Source organism: Amycolatopsis sp. NPDC098790, assembly GCF_044759945.1.
Lineage (GTDB): Bacteria > Actinomycetota > Actinomycetes > Mycobacteriales > Pseudonocardiaceae > Amycolatopsis.
In genome coordinates this window covers 135,107-158,411 of the sequence record NZ_JBIWAI010000008.1, presented here as the reverse complement: position 1 = coordinate 158,411, position 23,305 = coordinate 135,107, and the positions used below count along the sequence as shown (strand labels likewise).

The window sequence follows — 23,305 nt, the reverse complement described above, 5'->3', positions numbered from 1 at the left end:
GGACCCGCCGGGATCGACACGTCAGGGCCGCGGGACGCCCATCGGGTTCGGCACCGGGACGACACCCGCGTCGACGACCGCGCGGCCGAGCGGGACCGCCAGGTCGAGGAGCCGGTCCAGGTCCGCGCCCAGCGCGTCCACCGGGGCCGACGCCAGGCGGTCGGTGTCCTCTTCGAGCCGGGTGCGCAAGACCGCGCCTTCCGAGGTGAGCCGGTTCCGCGCGTCGAGCAGGCCGCGGGACCGCAGGCGCCCGGCAGCCGCCGTCCAGTCGTCCTCGGTCCAGCCTCGGTGCGGCTGGACGTCGGCGCGGCCGATGACCCCGTCGCCGATGTGGGTGAGCGTGGTCTCCAGGCCGGTCAGCCCGGCGTGGACCGCGGCCAGGACGTGGCCGTCGCCGCGGTGCTCGCGCAGGACCGTCGCCGCCAGCCAGAGCCGGCCCAGCGTCCCGGCCGGCCGGGGCACCGCGGACCAGGCGGCGGCGAGCGGGCGGCCGTCGAACCGGCACGCGGCGGCGGCCCGTTCCAGCAGCTCGGCCAGTTCTTCGTGCCCGGGTCCCAGCGCCTGCCGCAGCGCGGCTTCGACGGCGGCGAGCCGGGAGCCGAGCACGTCGTCCGGCGAGGCGAACGACCAGGCGTCCGGGATCGCCCGCGCCACCATCGGCGGGGCGAAGCCGAACAGCACGGACGTCGCCGCCGCCGGCCCGACCGGACCCAGCGGCGCGAGGCGGCCCGCGAAGTACCCCATCCAGTACCCGCGCAGGCCGGCCTCCTTCGCCGCGGCCGCCGTCTCCGGCGCGAAGTACACGACCGCGTGCAGGGGTTCGACGGCCGCCCAGAGCCGTCGCGCCGGTGAAGGTGTCATGCCGCCATTCTCAGCCCCAGGCGACCGGCAGCTCCCGCACGCCGTAGACCAGCGTGTTGTGCTTGAACGCCAGCTCGTCCCGCGGCACGGCGAGCTTGAGATCCGGCACCCGGCGGAACAACCGCGTCAGCGCTTCCTGCAGTTCGACGCGCGCGAGCTGCTGGCCGATGCACTGGTGCGCCCCGAAGCCGAAGGCGACGTGCGTGCGCGGCGAGTCGCGGTGGAAGTCGAGCTTGTCCGCGCCGGAGAACAGGTCTTCGTCGCGGTTCGCCGAGTTCAGCGCCGCCACCAGCCACTCCCCCGCCTTGACCGCCCGGGCACCGACCTGGACGTCCGCGGTCGCGTACCGCAGCACGCCGAATTGGACGACCGACAGGTACCGCAGCAGTTCCTCGACCGCGCGCTCGGGAGCGGACAGGACGACGTCGCGCTGGGCCGGGTGTTCCAGCAGCACGAGCGTGCTGAGCGCGATCATGTTGGCCGTGGTTTCGTGTCCGGCCACCAGGAGGCTGAGGCCGAGCACCACGAGTTCTTCCATGGTGAGCGGGTCGCCGGTGGTCTCACCGCGCGAAATCAGCCGGCTGAACAGGTCGTCCTGCGGATTCCGCTGCTTGTCGGTGAACAGTTCGGCGAGGAAGCCGGAAAGCTCGTCGTAGGCCTGCTGCCCTTCTTCGCGGGTGGCGTCGGTGCTGACGAGCAGCCCGCTCTGCCGCTGGAACCGCGCGCGGTCGGCGTAGGGGACGCCGAGCAGCTCGCAGATCACGAGCGACGGGATCGGCAACGCGAAGTCCCGTACGAGATCGGCTTCCCCGGGCCGGGCGAGCATCGCGTCGAGGTGGCTCTCGACGAGTTCCTGGACGTAGCCGCGCATCGCCTCCACGCGCCGCACGGTGAATTCGGCGATCACCATCTTGCGGATGCGCGAGTGCTCGGCGCCGTCGAGCTGGATGATGGAGCCGGGGCTGACCTCCTCGTCGAGGTCGGCGTTCGGGTTGACGTGCACCGAGGAAGCGCCGCGCGAGCTCATGGTCCGGTCGGCGAGCACCGCGCGGACGTCGCTGTAGCGCGTCACCAGCCAGGCATCCATGCCGGCCGGGCAGCGCACTTGCGACGTCGGCGCGGTTTCCCGGAGGGTGGCGTAGGTTTCGGGCGGGTCGAACGGGCATCCGGCCGGTCGTGCCGTCGGGAGGGCCGGGGTTGCGGACGCTGCCGTCACGGCGGATCACACCTCTCGTGCGGTGGTCGGGACCCTTCCACCATGGAGAGAACCGGGCCGGTCGTGGGACGTTCGACCCACTTCCGACCCGGATGGCCTAGCGGCCCCCGTACACCCCTCCATTCACGTGCACCACCTGCCCGGTGACGTGCCCCGCCTCCGGCGACGCCAAGAAGCCCACCGTGGCCGCCACTTCCTCCGGTGTCCCCGCTCGCTTGTCGAACGCCACCGCCACCCGCGCCGCCACCCATTCGTCGGAAACCGTGCCGTGGAAGAACTCCGTCTCCAACGTGACGCCCGGCGCCACGACGTTCGCCGAGCCGCTCGCCCCCAGTTGCCGCGCCAAGTCCGTGTTCCACGCCTCGATCGCCGCCTTCGCCGCGCCGTACGACCCGGAACCCTGCTTCGCCGCTACCGACCCGAGAGTCACCACCCGCACGTTGTCCGCGAAGCGCGGCTTCAGCGCGGTGGTGACCAGTACCGCGGAAACGACGTTCGCCTCGAAGTTCGCGCGCCACGCGTCCGCCAGGCCCGCGAGCCCGACCGGTGCCTCCCGGACGCGGTCGGTGTTGCCGCCGGCGTTGTTGACCAGGACGTCCACGCGCGAAGGCAGTTCCGCCAGCGCGGCCTGCACCGCCTCCGGGTCGCTCGCGTCGAACGCCACCGCCCGCGCGCCGAGCTTCTCCGCCGCCGCTTCGAGGACGTCCTTGCGCCGGCCCGTGATGGTGACGCGCTCACCCGCCGCCGCGAAGCGCGTGGCGATCGCCAGCCCGATGCCCGTGCCGCCGCCGGTGACCACGACTTCCCGTTGTTCGCTCATGGCGCCATCTTCGCCGAGCGGACCGCCGGCGCGAGCGGTTTTCCCGGCGACCGGGACACGAAACCGGATTCGTTAGGACACTTTACGAACAGGTCTTGACGCCGCGCCGCCACCCGGCGAACCTGGACGCACGCCGCAAGTCATCGTCCGCCCCACCCCCTTCCGGAGGCAGCATGACCCGGCGCGCGCTCGTGCTCGTCGCGACCCTGTTCCTCGCGTTGGCCACCGCCGGCACCCCCGCGGCGAACGCGGCCACCACGCAGCCCACCTTCCTCACCTTCTACGGCTGGTGGGACAACACCCCGCCCGGCGGCGACATCGCCTACCCGCGGCTCCACGACACCGCGGGCGGCAAGGGCACCTACGCCGACCCGATCACCTTCGCCACCAGCAGCGACGAACTCGAACCCGGCACGAAGGTCTGGGTGCCGCGGGTGAAGAAGTACTTCATCATGGAGGACGGCTGCGACGAGTGTTCCGACGACTGGAACAGCCAGGGCCCGAACGGCGGACCCGGCCTGCGCCACATCGACCTCTGGCTCGGTGGCCAGGGCGGCAGCGCCTTCGACGCGATCGACTGCGAAGACGCGCTCACGCACTACAACCCCGACAACACGCCGGTGATGGAGCCGGTCGTCGTCGACCCGCCGTCGGACGAGCCCTACGACGCGACGCCGATCTTCAACACCGGCACCGGTGAGTGCTGGGGCGGCGCGCAGCCGAACACGACGGTCGGCCAATACAAGAACAACTCCACCGGAACCTGCCTGGAAGCGCCGAGCAGCACGCTGAAAGTGGCTGCTTGCACCGGAAGCGACGCGCAGCGCTTCACCTTCCACGGCGCTTTCCTCGTGATCAACGACAAGTGCGCGGGCATCTCCGGCAGCTCGATCGTGCTGCAGACCTGCACCGGCGGCCCGGCCCAGCAGTGGTCGATCAACCCGGACGGCACCATTTCCGACATCCAGACGAGCAAGAAGTGCTTCCGCGCCTCGGGTTCGGCGGTCACCGCGGGCAGCTGCTCCGGCACCCAGGCCCGCTGGACGTTCACCGCCGCCGGCGCCCCGAGCGGCATCAGCGTGACGCCGTCGTCGGTGTCGGTCGCGCCGGGTGCGTCGGCGACGGCCGCTGTCAAGGCCACGGACGCCGTCACGCTGTCCGCGAGCGGCGCACCCGCGGGAGTCACCGTGTCCTTCGCGCCGGCGTCCGTGCCGGCCGGCGGCACCTCGACCGTCACGGTCACCGCCGCCGCGACCGCCGCACCCGGCTCGGCGACGGTCACCATCACCGGCGGCGCGAAAACCGCGTCGCTGGGCGTGACAGTCACCGGTGGTGCGGAAACCCTGCTTTCGCAAGGAAAAACGGCGACAGCGTCCTCGACGGAGTCGTCGTCCTACCCGGCGAGCGCGGCCTTCGACGGCAACCTGACGAGCACCCGCTGGGCGTCCAAGGAAGGCACGGCGAGCGAGTGGCTGCGCGTCGACCTCGGCGCCACCAAGCAGGTCTCGCACGTCAAGCTGACCTGGGAAGCCGCGTACGGCAAGGCGTACACCATCCAGACGTCACCCGACGGCACGACCTGGACGACGATCTACAGCACCACGACCGGCAACGGCGCCACCGACGACCTCACCGGACTGGTCGGCAGCGGCCGCTACGTGCGGATGAACGGCGTCACGCGCGGGACGTCGTACGGCTACTCGCTGTACGAGATGCAGGTGTACGGCACGCCCTGAGTTGCCATTCCGGCAACGCGATTTGCCTCCTCGGTGCCGTCCTCCGCATGCTGGGGACGTCACCGAGGAGGAACCATGCCGCACGAGGGGCCCATGAGCGTCGAAGAAATGCTCAAGCAGGAGTTCTGGGAAGCGATGTACCAGCGCGACGAGCACCGGATCTGGAGCGGGAACGTCAACGCGAACCTCAGCTCCGAGGTCGAGGGGCTGACGCCCGGGCGCGCGCTCGACCTCGGCTGCGGCGAAGGCGGCGACGCGATCTGGCTCGCGAAGAAGGGCTGGACGGTCGACGGCGCCGACATCTCCACCGTCGCGCTCGCCCGCGCGGAAGAAGCGGGCAAGGAGGCCGGCGTGGACGTCCGCTGGCTGCACCGCAACATCCTGGAGTGGCAGCCGGAGGAGAGCTACGACCTGATCTCCGCGCAGTACATGCACCTGCCGCCGAACCTGCGCCGGGACGTCTTCACGGCGGCCGCAGCGGCGATCAAGCCGGGCGGGTCGCTGCTGGTCGTCGGGCACTCGCCGAAGGCCATGCGCGAGTTCGACGGCCAGAAGCCGCCGGAGGAGCTGTACTTCGAGCCGGAGGAGATCACGACCTACCTCGGCGACCCGTGGCCGTGGGTGGTCGAGACGTGCGAGACGCGCGGCGAGGGTCACCACACCGACGCCGTCTACCGCGCGCGACGCCTCGAAGCATGAGAAAGGCCCCCTTCACGCGCCTCCCATGCCCCCACCGCCACCCTCAACGGAAGCGCTTCGCGCTGCGGTGTTTGCCCTGGGACGCGTGTGAAGGGGGCCTTTTCGTCAGGCGAGCTCGAGGCCGTAGGCCTGCAGCTCCAGGGTGAGCGGGTAGAAGTAGCTGGTCACGGTGTCGCCGCCGGACAGCGTGCCGAGGCCCTTCGAGCCGTCGTAGGCCGGGCCGCCGGAGTCACCGTGGTCGGTGTGCGCGGTGGTGCCGAACTCGTGGTTGAGCACGCCGACGTCGAAGTTGACCGACTCGTCGACCGAGGTGACCTCGCCGCTGCCGCCGCCGGTGGTCGAGCCCTGCTTCTGGATCTGCTCGCCGACGGTCGGCTCGGCCGCCGAGGTGATCTCCTGGCCGGTGTTGATCTCGCCGGGGCCGGAGCCGTTCGGGCGGGTCAGCAGGCCGGAGTCGGCGCCGGGGCAGTCGCTCTCGACGACCTGCGCGCCGGAGACGTCGCCGCCGGACCAGGTGCCGCCGAGGTTGGTGCAGTGGCCCGCGGTGAGCAGGAACGGCTCCCCGCCGCGCGTCACGTTGAAGCCGAGCGAGCAGCGGCCCTGGCTGTTCTGGATGGCGTCGCCGTCGGCGATGTGCAGCTCCAGCTTGCCGGTGCGGTGCTCGACGCGGACGCTGTCGCCGTACTTCGCGGCGGCCGCGCTGACCTTGTCGGAGGTCTCCTTGCTGGCGGCGTCGTAGACCTTCACGACGACCTGGTTGGTCTTGGTGTCGATGCCCCACGCGGTCTGCGGGACGTTCTTCACCGCGTCGAGCTGGTTCTTGACGCCGGTGAGCGCGGCGAAGGTGTGCTTGACCTTCTTCGCGGTGAGGCCGGCGTCGGTGACCTTCTGGGCCGCGGCGTCGTCGACGACGTTGACGACGGCTTTGCCGTTTTCGAGGTAGACACCGCCGGAAGCGGCGCCGAGCGAGCTCGCCACCTGCGTGGCGTTGGTGATGGCCTGGGCCTGCAGTTCGGCGAAGGCCAGTGGGGACGCAGTGGCCGCCGACGAGCAAACGCCCGCCGTCAGCGCGGCGGCCGACAAGACGGCGAAGGTCTTGAGGGCGGTCTTCCGGGGAGTCATCAACTTCCTCCAGGTTGCCGGTTCGAAGCCTGCGCCGGTCACTTTCGTTGCCGGGCAACCAACGCAACACCGACGAAGGTTGGTTAATAACCAGCAGATCCGGACATACCTCTCAACTCAGACCCGAACAGCCGAGTGACGCTGCTGCGTTCGGCGCACCACAGCGCCGGTCGGGCGCCCGGAGGGAGACCTTCGGTGGGCCGAGCAGCTCAACCACGGGCGACCGAACGACATGAATGAGTCATTCATGTCGCCTGGTGACATGAACGAGTCGTTCATGTCATCCAGCCACGCCCCCGGCCGCCGGTCGGGCGCGCGGCGGGAGACTTTCGCTGGGCCGGACAGCTCGACCACGGACAGCCGAACGTCATGAATGAGTCATTCACGTCGCCTGACGACATGAATGAGTCGTTCATGTCATCCAGCCACGCCCCCGGCCGCCGGTCGGGCGCGCGGCGGGAGACTTTCGCTGGGCCGGACAGCTCGACCACGGGCAGCCGAACGTCATGAAAGAGTCATTCATGTCGTCCGGCGACATGAACGAGTCGTTCATGTCATTCACCTGCGCCTTCGGCCGCCGGTCGCGAGGAGGCCAAGCCGGGGCCCGAACGTCATGAAAGACCCCCTCACCTCGCCGGATGACATGAAAGAGTCGTTCAGGTCGTCCGGCTCAGCCCTTCGGCCAGCGAACGTGGTCCTCGTACCCCGGATTCTTCTTCAAGTACCCCGCGATGAACGGACAAACCGGCACAATCGTCCGCCCCTTCGAGACGACGTCGTCCAGCGCGCCGGCCGCCAGCACCTTCCCCAGCCCCTGCCCCGAGAACGCGTCGTCGATCTCGGTGTGCGTGAACACCGTCAACTCACCGCGCACGTCGTAGTACGCCGAACCGGCCAGCTTCTCGTCGACCCACAGGTCGTAACGGCTCTCGTCGGGGTTGTCGGCCACCCGGGTCTCGGTCACTGGCTCTCCTGTCGTCGCTGGGCCGGCCGGGGGAAGTGCCCGACCCGTTCGTGTGCAACCCAGCTTGCTCCTCTTGGCGGGCACCCGCGTCTTTGGTTGCCTCACGGGGTGCCCGAGCAGCCGTTCGTCCTCCCCGAGTTCTACATGCCCCACCCCGCGCGGCTGAACCCGCACCTCGAGCGGGCCCGCGCGCACAGCAAGGCGTGGGCGCGCGGGATGGACATGATCGACGTCCCCCAGCACGGCACCGTCGTCTGGACCGAGCACGACCTCGACTCCCACGACTACGCCCTGCTCTGCGCCTACACCCACCCGGACGCCGGCGCCGGCGAGCTCGACCTCGTCACCGACTGGTACGTCTGGGTCTTCTACTTCGACGACCACTTCCTCGAGCTCTACAAGCGCACCGGCGACATCGAGAGCGCGCGCACCCACCTCGACCGGATCGACCTCTTCATGCCCGCCGAAGGCGAGATCACCGCGACGCCGGAGAACCCGGTCGAGCGCGGCCTCGCCGACCTGTGGGACCGCACGATTCCGCACCGCACGGCCGCGTGGCGGCGCCGGTTCGTCGCCAGCACGAAGGCGCTGCTCGAAGAGTCGTTGTGGGAACTGGCGAACATCAACGAAGGCCGGCTCGCCAACCCCATCGAGTACGTCGAGATGCGGCGGAAGGTCGGCGGCGCGCCCTGGTCGGCGAACCTCATCGAGCACTCCGTGCACGCCGAGGTCCCGGACGCGATCGCCGCGACGCGCCCCATGGAAGTCCTGCGCGACTGCTTCGCCGACAGCGTCCACCTGCGCAACGACCTCTTCTCCTACCAGCGCGAGGTGCAGGACGAGGGCGAGCTGTCCAACGGCGTGCTCGTGTTCGAGAAGTTCCTCGGCCTCACCACGCAGGAGGCAGCCGACGCCGTCAACGACCTCATCACGTCGCGGCTGCACCAGTTCGAGCACACGGCGCTCACCGAGGTCCCCGCGCTCTTCGACGAGCACGGCGTCGACCCGGCGGCGCGCGCGGCGACGTTCGCCTACGTCAAGGGCCTGCAGGACTGGCAGTCCGGCGGCCACGAGTGGCACCTGCGGTCCAGCCGGTACATGAACGAAGGCGCCCTCGACGACCGGCCGCCGGCCACGCGGATCCTGTCGTCGGTGCTCGCCACGGCGCCGCAGCGGCTGCGGGCCTACGGCCACACCCCGTTCGGCGAGGTCCGGGTGGCGCGGCCGGCCGTCGAGCCGCCGTTCCCGGTGCGGCTGAACCGGCACCTGGACGGGTGCCGCCGCCGCAACGTCGACTGGGCGCGCACCACGGATCTCCTCGACGGCGTCGTGTGGGACGAGCGCAAGCTGAGAGCCGCCGACCTCCCGCTGTGCGCGGCGGGCATCCACCCGGACGCGACGGCCGAGCGCCTCGACGTCACCAGCGACTGGCTGACCTGGAGCACGTACGCGGACGACTGGTTCCAGGAGGTGTTCGGCGCGACGCGCGACCTCGTCGCGGCGAAGGCGTGGCGGGAACGGCTGGGGCAGATCATGGGTGGGGGAACCACGCCCGTGAACCCCCTCGAAACGGCGCTCGCCGACCTCTGGCCGCGGACGGACGACCGTGACGCGGTGCGCCGGGCCGTCGAGTCGATGACCGGGAGCTGGCTGTGGCGGCTCACCAACCTGGCGCAGAACCGGATCCCGGACCCGGTCGACCACGTGGAGATGCGCCGCCGGACGTTCGGCGCGGAGCTGTCGATGGCCCTGACCACCCGAGGCGCGCGGCCGGCGCTGGCCAACCTCGCGGCCGACTACGGCGGGCTGCTCAACGACCTGTACTCCTACCGCAAGGAGATCCGGTTCGAGGGCGAGCTCAACAACGGCGTCCTGGTGGTGCGGAACTTCCTCGGCTGCTCGGAGGAGCGTGCGTACGAGGTGGTCGCCGACCTGGCCGAGGCGCGGCTCGCGGAGTTCCGCCACACGGGCGACGAAACGCTGCGGGACTGGCTGGCGGGGGTGGCGCACTGGCACGAGCACGCGGGCCGGTACACCGGCACCGAGCTGGGGCACCACCCGCGGTTCACCGGGCCGACGGGGATCGGGACGTCGTCGCTGCGGATCTCGTCGTTGCTGCCGGCCGGTCGCTGAGGTGCCGACGGAGAAGCAGGTGCGGATCGCCGAGCTGCTGCACGGGATCGGCATGCACCGCGAAGCCGAGCAAGCGCTCCGAACGGACTGGCGCGCGAGGTGGCGCCGGATGCGCCGGCGCCTCCGGAAGCCGGCCCGGCGGGTGCACTGGCGGTAGCGCGTCACCAGGCCGCGTTGTTCGCGCCACTCCGCCGGGCATTCGCCGGGGCCGGGGGCGATACTCGACACCGTGAGCGGCTTCAACCTGCGTTTCCTCGGCCATTCGACCGTCCGGCTCGAACTCGCCGGCCGGGTCGTGCTGACCGATCCCGTGCTCACCGCGCGCGTCGGCGGGCTCGTGCGGGTCGTGCCGCCGCCCCCGCCACCCACCTACGCCGGCGTCGACCTCGTCCTGCTCTCGCACCTGCACGGCGACCACCTGCACCTGCCCTCCCTCAAGCTGCTCGGCCGGAGCACCCGGATCGTCGTCCCGCGCGGCGCCGGGTCCTGGCTGGCCAGGAAGGGCTTCCGGAACGTCGAGGAGATCGCGCCCGGCGAAACCCTCACCGAAGGCGCCTTGACCATCACCGCCACCGAAGCCGTCCACTCCGGACACCGGTGGGGCCCGCGGCTGACCCACGGCCCGCAGAGCCCCGCGATCGGGCACCTGATCGAAGCCGGCGGCACCAAGGTCTACAACGCCGGCGACACCGACCTCTTCGCCGGGATGGCGGACTTCGGCCCGGTCGACGTCGCCCTGCTGCCCGTCTGGGGCTGGGGGCCGAACCTCGGGCCGGGTCACCTGGACCCGGCCCGCGCCGCGAAAGCCGCCGGGATCCTCGACGCCCGCGCCGCCGTGCCCGTGCACTGGGGCACCCTCGCCGTCCCCGGCCTGAAGCGGACCGCGCGGATGCGCCGGCTGCTCGCCGACCCGCCGCGCGTGTTCGCCGCTGAAGTCAAGGCCGCCGGCGGTACCACCGAAGTCCTGTTCACCGAGCCCGGCGCCGAAGTCGCGCTCCCGGCACCCACGGACCGCGCGTGAACTGGACCGACCCGGCCGCCATCGGGTACCCGGCCGTGTTCGGCGGCGTGCTGCTCGGCTCGATCATCCCGATCGTGCCCACCGGCGCGGTGGTCGGCGCCGCGGCCGCCGTCGCCACCACCACCGACCACCTGTCGCTGCCGCTGGTCATCCTGCTCGCCGTCCTCGGCGCGTACGTCGGCGACGTCGTGACGTTCGGGATCCCGCGCCTCGGCAGCGAAGCCGCGTTCCGGTGGATCAGCCGCCGCCAGCCCGCCGAACGGCTCGAGAAGGCCCGCGACCAGTTCACCCGCCGCGGCTGGCAGCTCGTCGTGATCGGCAGGCTCGTCCCGGCCGGCCGGATCCCGGTGCTGCTCGCCGCGGCCGCGTTGAGCTACCCGTGGCGTCGGCTGCTGCCCGCCGCGCTCGTCGCGTGCGTGCTCTGGGCGACGGCGTACAGCTTGCTCGGCATCCTCAGCGGCGGCATCTTCGACTCGCCGCTCATCGCGACCGTCCTGGCGACGGTGCTGGTCCTGCTGGTCACCGTGCTGCTGAACCTGGTTTCCCGGTGGCGCCGCAAAACCAAGGAGAAGGTGTGACGACGACCGCGCCGAAGGGCCGGCTGCTGCGGGGCGGCCGGGCCGTCGCCCGCATCCTCCTGGTGTGGGCCGCGGTGACCGGGGCGCTGCACCTGCTCGACGTCCTCCTGCCCGGCTTCCGGATGACGCACTGGTGGCAGCCCACGGTCTGCGCGCTGGTGCTGGGCGTGCTGGTCGCCTTCGTCTGGCCGCTGGCCATGCGGATCGCCTACCCGCTGGCGTTCTTCACGTTCGGGCTCTTCGGGTTCCTGCTGCTCGGCACGGGCACCCTCGCCGTGTTCCGGACGATCCCCGGCGTCGAACTGGTCGGCTTCCGGACCGCGGTGATCGTGACCGTCGCCATGGCCGGCGTCGGCGCGCTCATCTCGACGGCGCTCGCCGTCGACGAGGACGAGATCTTCTTCCGCCGCGCCGCCCGGCGCCGCCGTCGCCACACCCCCGCGCCCGGCGTGGCCGAGCAGCCGCCCGGGGTCGTGTTCCTGCAGATCGACGGCCTCGGGTTCGACACCGTCCGCCGCGCGGTCCGCGACGGCGACATGCCGACGTTCGCCGCCTGGCTCGCCGAAGGCAGCCACACGCTCACGCCGTGGCACACCGACTGGAGCTCCCAGACCGGCGCGAGCGTCTGCGGCATCCTGCACGGCGACAACCACGACATCCTCGGTTTCCGCTGGTACGAAAAGGACCGCGACCACGTGATGGCGTGCGCGCACCCGACCGACGCGGCCGAGATCGAACGGCGCCACTCCGACGGGCGCGGCCTGCTCTCCGGCGACGGCGCCAGCCGCGGCAACCTCTTCTCCGGCGACGCCGACCACGTCAGCCTCACCATGAGCTCGATCCCGGTGCTGGTGCCCAAGAAGCTGCGCCACCACCGCCGCGACCGGCTCGGCGCGGGCTACTACGCCTACTTCGCGAACCCGGTCAACGCGCTGCGCACGTTCGTCGTCGCGCTGGCCGACGTCTTCCGCGAGATCAACGCGTCGGTGCGCCAGCGCCGGGCCGGCGTGGTGCCGCGCATCCCGCGCGGCGGCTGGTACCCGCTCGCCCGGCCGGGCACGACGGTGATCGCGCGCGACGTCGTCGTCTCGGCCATCCTCGGGGACATGCTGGCCGGGCGGCCGGTGGTGTACGCGGACTTCCTCGGCTACGACGAGGTCGCGCACCACTCGGGCATCGAGCGGTTCGACACGCTGTCGGTGCTGCGCTCGATCGACCAGCAGATCGCGCGGCTGCACCGGGCTTCGCGGCTCGCCCCGCGCCGCTACCACGTCGTCGCGCTGTCGGACCACGGCCAGACGCAGGGCCAGGCGTTCTCCGAGCGGTTCGGCGAGACGATCGAGGCGTACGTCGGCCGGATGTGCGGCGGCTCGCCGTCAGCTGCCGCGGGCAAGCGGCGCCAGGCCGAGAGCTGGCAGATCAACGCGGCGCTGGCGGAGGCGACCAAGAGCGGCGGCCTGATCGCGCGCCGGCTGCGCGGCCGCGTCGAGAACGCCGAGACCGGTGGCGACCGGCCGCGCACGGAGTCCGGATCGCCCGGCGCGGTGACGCGGGTGGCACCGGGCGTGGTCGTGGTGGTGTCCGGGCACACGGCGATGGTGTCGTTCACCGAGCACGAGGGCCGCGTCGAGCTGGAGACGATCGAGCGCGAGTTCCCGGAGCTGCTGCCGTCGCTGGTGGACCACCCCGGGGTCGGGTTCCTGCTGGTCCGCAGCCGCGAGTTCGGCCCGGTGGTCCTGGGCCGCGACGGCCTGCACCGGCTCGCTTCCGGCGTCGTCATCGGCGAGGACCCGCTGCTGCCGTACGGCCCGCACGCGGCGGACCTGATCCGCCGGGTGGACACGTTCCCGCACTGCGCCGACGTGATGATCAACAGCCGCTACGACCCGGACTCGGACCAGGCGTCGCCGTTCGAGACGCACGTGGGGTCGCACGGCGGGCTCGGCGGCCCGCAGCAGCGGGGTTTCGTGGTACACCCGAAGGAGTTCGCGCCGCTCGGCGAGGTCGTCGGCGCGGAGGCACTGCACCGGGTGTTCCGCGGGTGGTTGACCGAGCTGGGGCACCCTTCACCCGTTCCCGAAGCCGTTTCGGAGGTTGTTTCGTGAGTTTGACGGTGTACGGCGCTTCCTGGTGCCCGGACGTGAAGCGCAGCCGCGCGCTGCTCGACCGCGAGGGCGTCGAGTACTCCTATGTGGACGTCGAGGCCGACGCGGCGGCCGAGGCGCGGGTCCGCGAGCTGCAGGACGGCGCCCGCCGCATCCCGACGATCGTGTGGGACGACGGAAGTTTCCTGGTCGAGCCGTCCGACGACGAGCTGAGCGCACGGCTGTGAAACTGTTGCGCGAGCTGCCACTGGGCACGCGGGTGGTCGTCCGCTACCGGATCGAGGGCGGGTTCACCGACGCGCTCGGCAACCTGGTGGCGCGCGACGCGACGACGTGCACGGTGGAGACCCGGCGCGGCCCGGTGGTGGTGGCGTTCGACGCCGTCACCCTGGCCAAGCCGGTGCCCCCACCGCCGGTCCGGCAGTCGAAGTTCGACGCGTTGGTCGCCGAAGCCGACGCGGTATCGGTGGACGGCTGGGACTTCTCCTGGCTCGACGGCCGAGCCACCGAAGCGCGTCCTTCGTGGGGCTATCAACGGTTGCTGGGCGCACGCCTCGCGGGCGTCCAGGCAGCGCTCGACTTGGAGACCGGCGGCGGCGAAGTCCTCGACGGCTGTCCTTCGTTGCCGCCGCTGATGGCCGCAACGGAGTCGTGGCCGCCGAACGTGGCTCGCGCTTCGGCCCGGTTGCGGCCGCGCGGGGTGGTGGTCGTGGCCACCTCGGGGTTCCCCTTCGGCGACAACGTGTTCGACCTGGTCACCAGCCGCCACCCGGTGACGACGAACTGGCCCGAGATCGCCCGCGTCCTGCGCCCCGGCGGAAGCTACTTCTCCCAGCAGGTCGGCCCGGCGAGCGTGTTCGAGCTGGTCGAGTTCTTCCTCGGCCCGCAACCCGAGGAAGGGCGCAACAGCCGCCACCCGGACCACGCCGTGGCGGCCGCCGCCGACGCGGGACTGGAGGTCATCGACCTGCGCTCGGAGTCGTTGCGCACCGAGTTCTACGACATCGGCGCGGTGGTCTACTTCCTGCGCAAGGTGATCTGGATGGTCCCGGGCTTCACGGTGGAGCAGTACCGGCCGAAACTGCGGGAACTGCACGAGCTGATCGAGCGCGACGGCCCGTTCGTCGCCCACACGACGAGGTTCCTCATCGAGGCCCGGAAGCCTTGACGATCGCCGCCTCGACGCCGTCCAGCAGCAGCTCCACCCCTGCCTCGAACGACAACCTCGCCTCGCGCTCCAAATAAGGCTCATCGGACGACACCACTTCGACCGACGCGCCCAGCTTCGCCACCGTCGGGAACCGCGCGGTCAAGTCCGGCACCAGTTCCCCCAGCAACGCCGACCGCGCGCCCCACCAGTCCTCTTCGGACAGTCCCGTCTCGCGGGCCGCCTGGCGGGACTCCGCCGCCGCCTGGACCGACCCGCGCACGACGTTGAACAGCGCCGACACCACCCAGCGCACCCGCGCCAACGGCAGCTCCGTCAGCGCCAGCACCGACAGCAGCGTTTCCTGGACGTGGAACTCCCCCGGCCCGAGCACCGGCCGCGCCGGGGAGACCTGCAGCAGCCACGGGTGCCGCACGTGCAGGTCCCACAACGCGTCGGCCAGCGACAGAGCGGAAGCCCGCCAGCCGTCCGACGACGAAAACGACGATGGCAGCTCCCCCAGTGTCCGGTCGTACATGAGATCGACCAGCTCGGTCTTGCCCGGCACGTACGTGTACAGCGCCATCGCCGTCCGCCCGAGCCGCTCGCCCACCGAACGCATCGACAGGGCCGCCATGCCCTCGGCGTCGGCGATGTCGATCGCCGCCGCGACGATCGCCTCGACCGACAGCCCCGGCTTCGGGCCGGGCCCGGTGCGCGGCGCGACCACGCGCGGCCCCCACAGCAGCTCCATGGACCGGCGGGCGTCGCCCTGACCCGCGAAGACGACCACCTTGCCGACTCCTTACACCCTAAAGTATTGTACGATCGGAAATCACTTTACAGCCTAAAGTATCAAGAAGGACAGCATGACCTCACCCAGGCGGGCCGCCGACACCCACGACGTGATCGAGGTCCGGGGGGCCCGGGAGAACAACCTGACCGGCGTCGACCTGGACATCCCGAAGCGCCGGCTCACGGTGTTCACGGGCGTGTCCGGCTCCGGCAAGTCGTCCCTGGTCTTCGGCACCATCGCGGCCGAGTCCCAGCGGCTGATCAACGAGACCTACAGCGCCTTCCTCCAGTCGTTCATGCCGAGCCTGTCGCGCCCGGACGTCGACCTGCTGGAGAACCTCAGCGCGGCCATCGTCGTCGACCAGGAGCGGATGGGCGCCAACTCGCGCTCCACGGTCGGCACCGCGACCGACGCCTACGCAATGCTGCGGATCGCCTTCTCACGGCTCGGCGAACCGCACGTCGGCACGTCCGGCGCGTTCAGCTTCAACCTGCCCGAGGGCATGTGCCCGGCCTGCGAGGGCCTCGGGCGCGTGTCCGACCTCGACGTGAACGCGCTGCTCGACTTCGACCTCTCCCTCCACGAGGGCGCGATCCAGGTGCCGGGCTTCACGCCGGACACCTGGTACGTGCAGACCTACCTCTCCTCCGGCTTCTACGACCCCGACGCGAAGATCCGCGACTTCACGCCGGAGCAGCTCGACGCCCTGCTGCACAAGGACTCCTGCAAGGTGAAGGTCGGCAAGACCAACGTCACCTACGAGGGCCTCGCGGTGAAGGTCCGGCGGCTCTACCTGCACAAGGACGTCGAGTCGCTGCAGCCGAAGCTGCGCGCGTTCATCGAGAAGGTGGCCACCTTCAAGACCTGCGGCGACTGCGGTGGCGCGCGGCTCAACCAGGCCGCGCTGTCGGCGAAGATCGACGGCAAGAACATCGCCGACTGCGCCGCGATGCAGATCAGCGACCTCGCCGAGTTCGTCCGGAGCCTCGACGCACCGTCGATCCGGCCGCTGCTGGGCAACCTGCGCGACACCCTCGACTCGCTCGTCGAGATCGGCCTCGGCTACCTGTCCCTCGACCGCGAATCCGCGACGCTCTCGGGCGGCGAGGCGCAGCGCGTGAAGATGGTGCGCCACCTGGGATCCAGCCTCACCGACGTCACGTACGTCTTCGACGAGCCGACCGTCGGGCTGCACCCGCACGACATCGAGCGGATGAACAACCTCCTGTTGTGCCTGCGGGACAAGGGGAACACGATCCTGGTCGTCGAGCACAAGCCGGAGACGATCCGGATCGCCGACCACGTCGTCGACCTCGGCCCCGGCGCGGGCACCGACGGCGGCCGGCTCTGCTACACCGGCAGCGTCGACGGCCTGCGCGCGTCCGGCACGCTCACCGGCCGCCACCTCGACCACCGCGTCACCTTGCGCGCGCGGCCCCGCAAGCCCACCGGGCACGTGTCCATCACCGGCGCCAAGCTGCACAACCTGCGGGACGTGAGCGTGGACGTCCCGCTCGGCGTCCTGACCGTCGTCACCGGCGTGGCGGGCTCCGGGAAGTCGTCGCTGATCCACGGTTCGCTGGCCCACCGCGACGACGTCGTCGTGGTCGACCAGTCGGCGATCCGCGGCTCCCGGCGCTCCAACCCGGCGACCTACACCGGCCTGCTCGACCCGATCCGCACCGCGTTCGCCAAGGCCAACGGCGTCAAGGCGAGCCTGTTCAGCGCCAACTCCGAAGGCGCCTGCCCGCACTGCAAGGGGCTCGGCGTCATCTACACGGACCTGGCGATGATGGCCGGCGTCGCGTCGGCCTGCGAAGAGTGCGAGGGCAAGCGGTTCACGCCCAAGGTGCTCACGTTCGAGTTGCGCGGCAAGAACATCAGCGAGGTCCTCGCGATGTCCGTGGCCGAGGCGCGCGAGTTCTTCGCAGGCGGCAACGCGCGGACGGTCCTCGACCGCCTCGCCGACGTCGGCCTCGGCTACCTGACGCTCGGGCAGCCGCTGACCACGCTGTCCGGCGGCGAGCGGCAGCGGCTCAAGCTGGCGATCCGGATGTCGCAGAAGGGGTCGACGTACATCCTCGACGAGCCGACGACCGGCCTGCACCTCGCCGACGTCGACCAGTTGCTGGCGCTGCTCGACCGGATCGTCGACGCCGGCAACACGGTGATCGTCATCGAGCACCACCAGGCCGTGATGGCGCACGCCGACTGGCTGATCGACCTCGGCCCCGGCGCCGGCCACGACGGCGGCCGGGTCGTCTTCGAGGGCACACCGGCGGCCCTCGTCGAGAACGCGTCCACGCTGACGGCCCGCCACCTGCGCGAATACCTGGGGAAGCCGTGAAGCCGACGGGTCTGCTCGAAGTGACGGCGGTGCGGCGCCCGACGCCGCGCACCGTGCGCGTCACGTTCACCGGCGCCGGGTTGCGCGAGCTGGAGACGTGGCCCGACCAGCAGCTCAAGCTCCTGTTCCCGCCGCCGGGCCGTCCCGTCCGGCTGCCGCCGGACGACGGCGACGTCATGCGCTGGTACCAGGCGTTCCTCGCGATCCCCGAGGACGAGCGCCCGGTGATGCGCAGCTACACGGTCCGCTCGCGCGACGGCGACGCGCTCGACGTCGAGTTCGTGCTGCACACCGGGCACACCGACGGCCCGGCGACGGCGTGGGCGCGGACGGCGGCGCCGGGTGACGTCCTCGGCCGGTACGGTCCGGACGCCGCGTACCGCCGCCCACTGTCCACAGCGGACACAGTGCTCGTGGCCGGGGACGAGACCGCGGTGCCCGCCATCGCGACCATCCTGTCCGAAGTGGACAACGCCGTGGCGTTCGTCGAAGTCGCGGACGCGGCCGAGGAGCAGCCGCTGCCCGTCCACTGGCTGCACCGGGACGGCGCACCGCACGGTACGAAACTGCTCGACGCCGTGCGCGGCGCCTCGCTGAAGCCGGGGTCGGCGGCGTGGCTCGCGGGCGAAGCCGGGATGGTGCGGTCCTTGCGCCGTCACCTCGTCGGCGAGCGAGGGCTCGACAAGGCGGACATCGAGTTCACCGGCTACTGGCGCCGCGCGCTGACCCAGGACGACGCGCCGACGCCGGAGGACCTCGCCGACGCGCGCGAAAAACTCGGCGGCTAGTGGCAGACTCGGGCGGGTGCGCGCGGAACTGACGGCATCGGGCATCGACCCGGCTTCGGTGGTGGCGGCCGAGGACATCGGCGGCGGGACGTACAACACGGCGATCCGCCTGGAGCTGGCCGACGGGCGGCGGCTGGTGCTCAAGATCGCGCCGTCCGGACCCGGGCTTTCCCACGAACACGACCTCCTGGCCACGGAAGCGGAGTACTACCGCCGGGTCCCCGGCCCGCTGCCGTCGGTGGTCGGGGCGGGGCCGGGGTTCCTGCTGATGACGGAGCTGCCGGGCGTCCCGTGGTCGCAGCTGCCCGACGGGCCGCGGCCGCACCGGGAGCTGGGCGAGGTCGTGGCCGGGCTGCACACGGTCACCGGCGAAGGTTTCGGCTACCCGCAGGAGCCCCTGCACCCGACGTGGCCGAAGGCGTTCGCGGCGATGATGGACGCGATCCTGGCCGACGCCGTCCGCTACGGCGTCCACCTGCCGCGCCCGGTGGCGGAGATCGCGCACCTGGTCCGCCGGCACGAGCCGCTGCTGGAGCTGGTCGAGACGCCGATGCTGGTCCACTTCGACCTGTGGGACGGCAACCTCCTCCTCGACGACGGCCGCCTGTCGGGCGTCATCGACGCCGAGCGCGCGTTCTGGGGCGACCCGGCGGCGGAGTTCGTCTCACTGGGACTGTTTCGCGACCTCGACCCGGGTCTGCTCGAGGGCTACCGGGACGCGGGCGGCCCGGTGCGGTTCGGCATGCCGGTGTGGGCGCGGGTGGGGCTGTACCGGGTGTACCTCGACCTGATCATGCTGGTGGAGATGGTGCCCCGCAAGAACGACGACCCCGACCGCGCGAGGTCCCTCTCGGTCCGCCTCGGCCGCCACGTCGACGCCCTGCAGCGCGCGGTGTGATGACGTCGCGAACTCGCCGGCCCGCCTGGCGGGAGTCGGCCGGCCACGACACCGACCGGATTCACCGCATGGTCTTCACCACGTGACCGGCAGGCAGTGCACCCCGTAGACCAGCATGTCGTCCTTGAAGGCCAGTTCCTCCACCGGCACCGCGAGCCGCAGCCCCGGGATCCGCCGGTACAGCGTCCCGTACACCACCTGCAGCTCCACCCGGGCCAGTGTCTGCCCCAAGCACTGGTGCACGCCGTACCCGAAGGCCACGTGGTGGCGGGCCTCGCGCGTCACGTCCAGGCGGTCCGGCTCGGCGAACACCTCCGCGTCGCGGTTGGCCGCGTCGCCCGCCGCGATGAGACCTTCGCCCGCGCGGATCAATTCGCCGCCGACCTCGATGTCCTCGACCGCCACGCGGCGGCGGCCCGTGTGCGTGATGTTCAAGTAGCGCAACAGTTCCTCGACCGCGCGGCGCAGCAGGTCCGCGTCGCCGGTGCGCACCAGCTCGAGCTGCGAAGGGTGCTCCAGCAACGCCACCGTGCCGAGCGCGATCATGTTCGCCGTCGTCTCGTGGCCGGCCACCAGCAGCAGCTGCCCCATCGACGCGACGTCTTCCGCGCTCATGCGGCCGGTCGCGTACTGGGACACCGCCAGCTTGCTCAAGACGTCGTCACCCGGCTCGGCGACCTTCCGCTCGACGAGGCCGCCGAGGTACGCCAGCAGTTCTTCGGTCGCCCGCACCGCTTCCGCGGGCGTCGCCGTCGTCGACACCATCACCTTCGTGATGTCCTGGAACAGCTCCCGGTCCTCGTAGGGCACCCCGAGCAGCTCGCAGATCACCAGCGACGGCACCGGCAACGCGAACGCCGTCACGAGGTCGACCGGCTTCGGGCCGGCCAGCAAGCCGTCGACCAGGTCGTCGACGATCTTCTGGATGGCGGGCCGCAGGGCTTCCATCTTCTTGACGAGGAAGTCGCCGGTCAGCAGGCGCCGCTGGGCCGCGTGCTCGGCGCCGTCCATCGTGATGAACGACTTCGCGCGCTGCCGCCGGGCCGCCGAAGCCGCGCTCTGGTGCGGATAACCGGGCCGGTCCGAGTCGGCGCTGACCCGCGAGTCGCGCAGCACCGCGCGGACGTCGTCGTAGCGCCTGACCAGCCACGGCGTGCTGCCGTTCCACAGCCGGACGCGCGAGACCGGAGGCAGCTCGCCGAGTTCGGCGGGCGGGTCGAAGGGGCACTGCCGGGTCATCGGAAACGCGGGCACGCCGTCCACCGGATACCTCCCGAAGCTGCCGGAAATTTACATAGCTATGCTAAGCATCTTCCGGGAACTTCGCCACAGGGCCGATCAGGCGAACACCAGCGAGATGAGCTCGTCGACGAACGGCTCCACCAGCTCGGCCCCCGTTCGGTTGAGCACGCTGTGGAACAACGCCACCCGCCCGTGCGCGCCGACGAACACCACCGCCGCCGCGCGCCCCGGCGTCACCCGCAGCGCGTGACCCGCCTCGACGCACCTCTCGAACCCCGCCGCCAGCCGGTCGATCACGGCCAGCAGCGGCCCTTCCGCCGGACCGCCCGGCTCCGCGCGGGACGCGCCGTTCGCGAGCATCAGCCGGTAATGGCCCGGGTTCTCCATCGCGAACGTGCAGTACGCGTGGATCTGCGCCCGGACGCGGCCGACGACGTCGGTTTCGCCAAGCGTCTCCTCGGCCGCGCGCATCGATTCCGCGAGCCGCGCGTATTCGTGGTCGAGCAGCCCGCGCACCAATTCCGCGCGGTCGGAAAAATGCTGGTAGATGCTGGCCGGGGCGATGCCGACCGCGCGGGCCACACCGCGGATCGTCAGCCCGTCTTCCCCGCCGAGCTCGGCCAGCAACCGCCCGGCCGCCGCCAGGATCTCCCCGCGCAGCCGTTCGCCTTCGCCCCAGCGGTTCCTCGTTCGGCCGTTTCCGGCTTCGACGTTCTCCGGCACCCGGCCATTCATACGCCCGGGTCCGGGACACCCGTGTTCCGGGGTCCCGGAGAACCCCGGAATTGTCGGAAATTGATAACTCAGGCGAGTGCCGGGTACAGCCCCGCGAGTTCACCGGACAGTCCGGCCCGGACGTTCCGGGTGACGTCGTCGGCGAGCACCTCGAAGCGGCCCTGCTCGACGCCGTCGAGGGCGAGCCCCGCCACGACCGCCGGGTCGATCTTCGGCCCGTCCACGTGCTTGGCCATGTCGGTGTCCATGTAGCCGACGTGCAGCGCGGTCACCTGCGTCTTCTGCGGCGCCAGTTCCAGACGCAGCGCGTTGGTCAGCGACCAGGCCGCCGACTTCGCCGCCGAGTACGCGGCGACCTGCGGCGAGGTGAACCACGACAGCACCGACAGCACGTTGAGGACCGCGCCGCCGCCGTTGCGCTCGAGGATCGGCGCGAACTCGCGCGTCACGGCGAGGGTGCCGAAGTAGTGCGTGTCCATCTCCAGCTTGATGTCGTCGAGCGACCCGCCGAGCAGCGACGACCCGGTGGACGAGCCGGCGTTGTTGACCAGCAGCGTGACGTCCCCGGCCTGAGCGGCGGCTTCCCGGATCGACTCGGGATCCGTGACGTCGAGGCGGATCGGCACCACGCCCGGCAGGTCGACGGACTCCGGATTGCGCGCGGCGGCGTAAACCTTCTTCGCGCCACGCGCCAGGAGAGCGGCGGCGAACTGCCGGCCGAGCCCCCGGTTGGCTCCGGTGACCAGCGCCACCGCACCCGTGATCTCCATGACGAGCTCCTCTCGCACCTGGCTTGCTCGTTGCAAGCTAGCTACGGCCGACTGTACGGCGTAGACTTGCTCGGAGCAAGTCAGGTAGGAGGAATCACATGAGCCGCCGGACCACGTGGGAGGACAACTCCTGCCCGATCGCCCGCGCCGCCGACGTCATCGCCGAGCCGTGGACGCTGCTGATCCTGCGCAACGCGACCGCGGGCACCACCCGGTTCGAGGACTTCCGCGCCCAGCTCGGCATCGCCGACAACGTGCTGACGACGCGGCTGGCGAAGCTCGTCGAGCGCGGCTTGCTGACCAAGCTCCCCTACCGCGACGGCGGCCGGACGCGGCACGAGTACCGCCTCACGAAGGCCGGCTCGGACGCGCTGCCGGTGCTGCACGCGCTCGGCGCGTGGGGTGACGCCCACACTTCGTCGGAAAACGCGTACGGCCCGATGCAGCTCGTCCACTGCGCCTGCGGCGAGCTGACCCGGCCGGGCGAGAAGTGCGACGCGTGCGGAAAACCGCTGGTCAGGGACGATCTGACGTGGCGCGGCTCGTGGCTGTCCGAAGGTGAAATCCCCCTGGCAGATCCTGTCGGTTGGTAAATCACCGTTCTCCTTGCAGTACGAAAGTCGGGTCACAAGAGCCGCGCGAGTTTGTAAGTTCGACACCCAGCGCGCGCAAACCCGGCAAATTCCCCACGGCAAGGAGTCGTCCCGATGTCCCGGAAGTACCTGCTGCCCGGTGCCGCCGTCGCACTGGCGATGATCGCGACCCCGCTGACCGCCGCGCCCGCCATGGCGGCCCCGGAAGCGGCCACGGTCGTCTACTACGACACTTCGGACGCCCCGAGCTTCCGCGACGTCATCAACGCGGGCGCCGCCAACTGGAACGCGGCGGTGTCGAACGTCAAGCTCCAGGAGAGCTCCTCGGGCGCGTCGCTGCACTACACCGAGGGCAACGACCCGCGCGGCTCGTACGCCCAGACCGACGGCCACGGCAGCGGCACGATCTTCATCGACTACACGCAGGCCGAGCAGTACAACCAGACCCGCATCGCGGCCCACGAGACCGGCCACGCGCTGGGCCTGCCGGACCACTACGAAGGTCCGTGCTCGGAGCTGATGTCGGGTGGCGGCCCCGGCCCGTCGTGCACCAACGCGAACCCGAACGCGCAGGAGTCCGCGCAGGTGGAATTCCTGTGGGCCAACGGTTTCGCCGGCGCGCGCAAGGCGCCGACCCGCGTCTACGAAGTGACCATGCCCGTCAAGTGACCCGCCCGGTCGTGAGTGGGAAACAGGGTTCTAACCCTGTTTCCCACTCACGACGACTGGCACCG

General features: G+C 71.1%; 23 protein-coding genes and 1 pseudogene. 15 read left to right on the top strand and 9 right to left on the bottom strand.

The window, feature by feature from the left end; all coding sequences use genetic code 11:
- Nucleotides 1–21 precede the first annotated feature (21 nt).
- The 3 genes from ACIQWX_RS44300 to ACIQWX_RS44290 all read right to left on the bottom strand — a co-directional run bounded on the left by ACIQWX_RS44300 (nt 22) and on the right by ACIQWX_RS44290 (nt 2,897).
- Nucleotides 22–861 carry a hypothetical protein gene (locus ACIQWX_RS44300; protein WP_400884615.1) on the bottom strand — a complete coding sequence of 280 codons (840 nt, stop codon included), beginning with the start codon at nt 859–861 and terminating at the stop codon, nt 22–24.
- 10 nt (nt 862–871) lie between these two features.
- Complete coding sequence (locus ACIQWX_RS44295; protein WP_400884612.1) at nt 872–2,077, bottom strand: cytochrome P450; 1,206 nt, start codon at nt 2,075–2,077, stop codon at nt 872–874.
- Nucleotides 2,078–2,174: 97 nt separating this feature from the next.
- Complete coding sequence (locus tag ACIQWX_RS44290) at nt 2,175–2,897, bottom strand: SDR family NAD(P)-dependent oxidoreductase (RefSeq protein ID WP_400884611.1); 723 nt, start codon at nt 2,895–2,897, stop codon at nt 2,175–2,177.
- A 173-nt stretch (nt 2,898–3,070) separates the two neighbouring features.
- Between ACIQWX_RS44290 and ACIQWX_RS44285 the strand changes: the two genes are divergently transcribed.
- Both ACIQWX_RS44285 and ACIQWX_RS44280 read left to right on the top strand, forming a co-directional pair.
- Complete coding sequence (locus tag ACIQWX_RS44285) at nt 3,071–4,633, top strand: discoidin domain-containing protein (RefSeq protein ID WP_400884610.1); 1,563 nt, start codon at nt 3,071–3,073, stop codon at nt 4,631–4,633.
- 93 nt (nt 4,634–4,726) lie between these two features.
- The gene (locus ACIQWX_RS44280) at nt 4,727–5,332 is read left to right on the top strand and encodes an SAM-dependent methyltransferase (protein ID WP_400884607.1); all 606 of its coding nucleotides are present in this window, start codon (nt 4,727–4,729) and stop codon (nt 5,330–5,332) included.
- A gap of 105 nt (nt 5,333–5,437) precedes the next feature.
- On the opposite strand, the gene ACIQWX_RS44275 is transcribed toward ACIQWX_RS44280, so the two are convergent.
- Nucleotides 5,438–6,454, bottom strand: coding sequence for a S1 family peptidase (locus tag ACIQWX_RS44275; RefSeq protein WP_400884605.1), 1,017 nt, complete (start codon nt 6,452–6,454; stop codon nt 5,438–5,440).
- A gap of 670 nt (nt 6,455–7,124) precedes the next feature.
- Entirely contained in the window at nt 7,125–7,418 is a 294-nt protein-coding gene (locus tag ACIQWX_RS44270) for a GNAT family N-acetyltransferase (protein WP_400884602.1), read from the bottom strand.
- Between the two features lie 144 nt (nt 7,419–7,562).
- Here ACIQWX_RS44270 and ACIQWX_RS44265 point away from each other — a divergent pair, with 144 nt between their 5' ends.
- From ACIQWX_RS44265 to ACIQWX_RS44230, 8 genes and pseudogenes are all read left to right on the top strand, one after another.
- Nucleotides 7,563–9,551 carry a germacradienol/geosmin synthase gene (locus ACIQWX_RS44265; protein WP_400885343.1) on the top strand — a complete coding sequence of 663 codons (1,989 nt, stop codon included), beginning with the start codon at nt 7,563–7,565 and terminating at the stop codon, nt 9,549–9,551.
- A gap of 1 nt (nt 9,552) precedes the next feature.
- A complete protein-coding gene (locus ACIQWX_RS44260; protein ID WP_400884600.1) occupies nt 9,553–9,708 on the top strand; it encodes a hypothetical protein in 156 nt (51 codons plus the stop codon).
- Between the two features lie 72 nt (nt 9,709–9,780).
- Nucleotides 9,781–10,572, top strand: coding sequence for an MBL fold metallo-hydrolase (locus ACIQWX_RS44255; RefSeq protein ID WP_400884598.1), 792 nt, complete (start codon nt 9,781–9,783; stop codon nt 10,570–10,572).
- A complete protein-coding gene (locus ACIQWX_RS44250; protein WP_400884595.1) occupies nt 10,569–11,150 on the top strand; it encodes a DedA family protein in 582 nt (193 codons plus the stop codon). The genes ACIQWX_RS44255 and ACIQWX_RS44250 overlap by 4 nt, the downstream gene beginning before the upstream one ends.
- Nucleotides 11,147–13,255 carry a phage holin family protein gene (locus ACIQWX_RS44245; protein WP_400884592.1) on the top strand — a complete coding sequence of 703 codons (2,109 nt, stop codon included), beginning with the start codon at nt 11,147–11,149 and terminating at the stop codon, nt 13,253–13,255. The genes ACIQWX_RS44250 and ACIQWX_RS44245 overlap by 4 nt, the downstream gene beginning before the upstream one ends.
- Entirely contained in the window at nt 13,252–13,482 is a 231-nt protein-coding gene (locus ACIQWX_RS44240; RefSeq protein ID WP_155544664.1) for a glutaredoxin domain-containing protein, read from the top strand. Before ACIQWX_RS44245 ends, ACIQWX_RS44240 begins: the two co-directional genes overlap by 4 nt.
- Nucleotides 13,479–13,682, top strand: a pseudogene (locus tag ACIQWX_RS44235) (ferrous iron transport protein A); the annotation flags it as partial. The gene ACIQWX_RS44240 and the pseudogene ACIQWX_RS44235, both read left to right, overlap by 4 nt.
- On the top strand, nt 13,656–14,423 hold the full coding sequence (locus ACIQWX_RS44230) for a methyltransferase domain-containing protein (protein WP_400885340.1): 768 nt from the start codon (nt 13,656–13,658) through the stop codon (nt 14,421–14,423). The pseudogene ACIQWX_RS44235 and the gene ACIQWX_RS44230, both read left to right, overlap by 27 nt.
- Here ACIQWX_RS44230 and ACIQWX_RS44225 read toward each other — a convergent pair.
- On the bottom strand, nt 14,401–15,195 hold the full coding sequence (locus tag ACIQWX_RS44225; RefSeq protein WP_400884590.1) for a TetR/AcrR family transcriptional regulator: 795 nt from the start codon (nt 15,193–15,195) through the stop codon (nt 14,401–14,403). The genes ACIQWX_RS44230 and ACIQWX_RS44225 overlap by 23 nt on opposite strands.
- Nucleotides 15,196–15,271: 76 nt before the next feature.
- Between ACIQWX_RS44225 and ACIQWX_RS44220 the strand changes: the two genes are divergently transcribed.
- From ACIQWX_RS44220 to ACIQWX_RS44210, 3 genes are read left to right on the top strand one after another with little or no spacing between them, the layout of a single operon-like run.
- Entirely contained in the window at nt 15,272–17,545 is a 2,274-nt protein-coding gene (locus ACIQWX_RS44220) for an ATP-binding cassette domain-containing protein (protein ID WP_400884587.1), read from the top strand.
- The gene (locus ACIQWX_RS44215; protein ID WP_400884584.1) at nt 17,542–18,333 is read left to right on the top strand and encodes a siderophore-interacting protein; all 792 of its coding nucleotides are present in this window, start codon (nt 17,542–17,544) and stop codon (nt 18,331–18,333) included. Before ACIQWX_RS44220 ends, ACIQWX_RS44215 begins: the two co-directional genes overlap by 4 nt.
- Before the next feature lie 16 nt (nt 18,334–18,349).
- Nucleotides 18,350–19,231, top strand: coding sequence for a phosphotransferase family protein (locus ACIQWX_RS44210; protein ID WP_400884582.1), 882 nt, complete (start codon nt 18,350–18,352; stop codon nt 19,229–19,231).
- Between the two features lie 75 nt (nt 19,232–19,306).
- On the opposite strand, the gene ACIQWX_RS44205 is transcribed toward ACIQWX_RS44210, so the two are convergent.
- The 3 genes from ACIQWX_RS44205 to ACIQWX_RS44195 form a co-directional block, all read right to left on the bottom strand.
- Nucleotides 19,307–20,470: a cytochrome P450 gene (locus ACIQWX_RS44205; protein WP_400885337.1), complete on the bottom strand. Its 1,164-nt coding sequence runs from the start codon at nt 20,468–20,470 to the stop codon at nt 19,307–19,309.
- 99 nt (nt 20,471–20,569) lie between these two features.
- Nucleotides 20,570–21,133: a TetR/AcrR family transcriptional regulator gene (locus tag ACIQWX_RS44200; RefSeq protein WP_400885335.1), complete on the bottom strand. Its 564-nt coding sequence runs from the start codon at nt 21,131–21,133 to the stop codon at nt 20,570–20,572.
- A 143-nt stretch (nt 21,134–21,276) separates the two neighbouring features.
- On the bottom strand, nt 21,277–21,978 hold the full coding sequence (locus ACIQWX_RS44195) for an SDR family oxidoreductase (protein ID WP_400884580.1): 702 nt from the start codon (nt 21,976–21,978) through the stop codon (nt 21,277–21,279).
- Between the two features lie 98 nt (nt 21,979–22,076).
- On the opposite strand from ACIQWX_RS44195, the gene ACIQWX_RS44190 reads away from it, so the two are divergent.
- On the top strand, nt 22,077–22,571 hold the full coding sequence (locus ACIQWX_RS44190; protein WP_400884577.1) for a winged helix-turn-helix transcriptional regulator: 495 nt from the start codon (nt 22,077–22,079) through the stop codon (nt 22,569–22,571).
- Nucleotides 22,572–22,685: 114 nt separating this feature from the next.
- On the top strand, nt 22,686–23,240 hold the full coding sequence (locus tag ACIQWX_RS44185) for a snapalysin family zinc-dependent metalloprotease (RefSeq protein ID WP_400884574.1): 555 nt from the start codon (nt 22,686–22,688) through the stop codon (nt 23,238–23,240).
- Nucleotides 23,241–23,305: the final 65 nt, after the last annotated feature.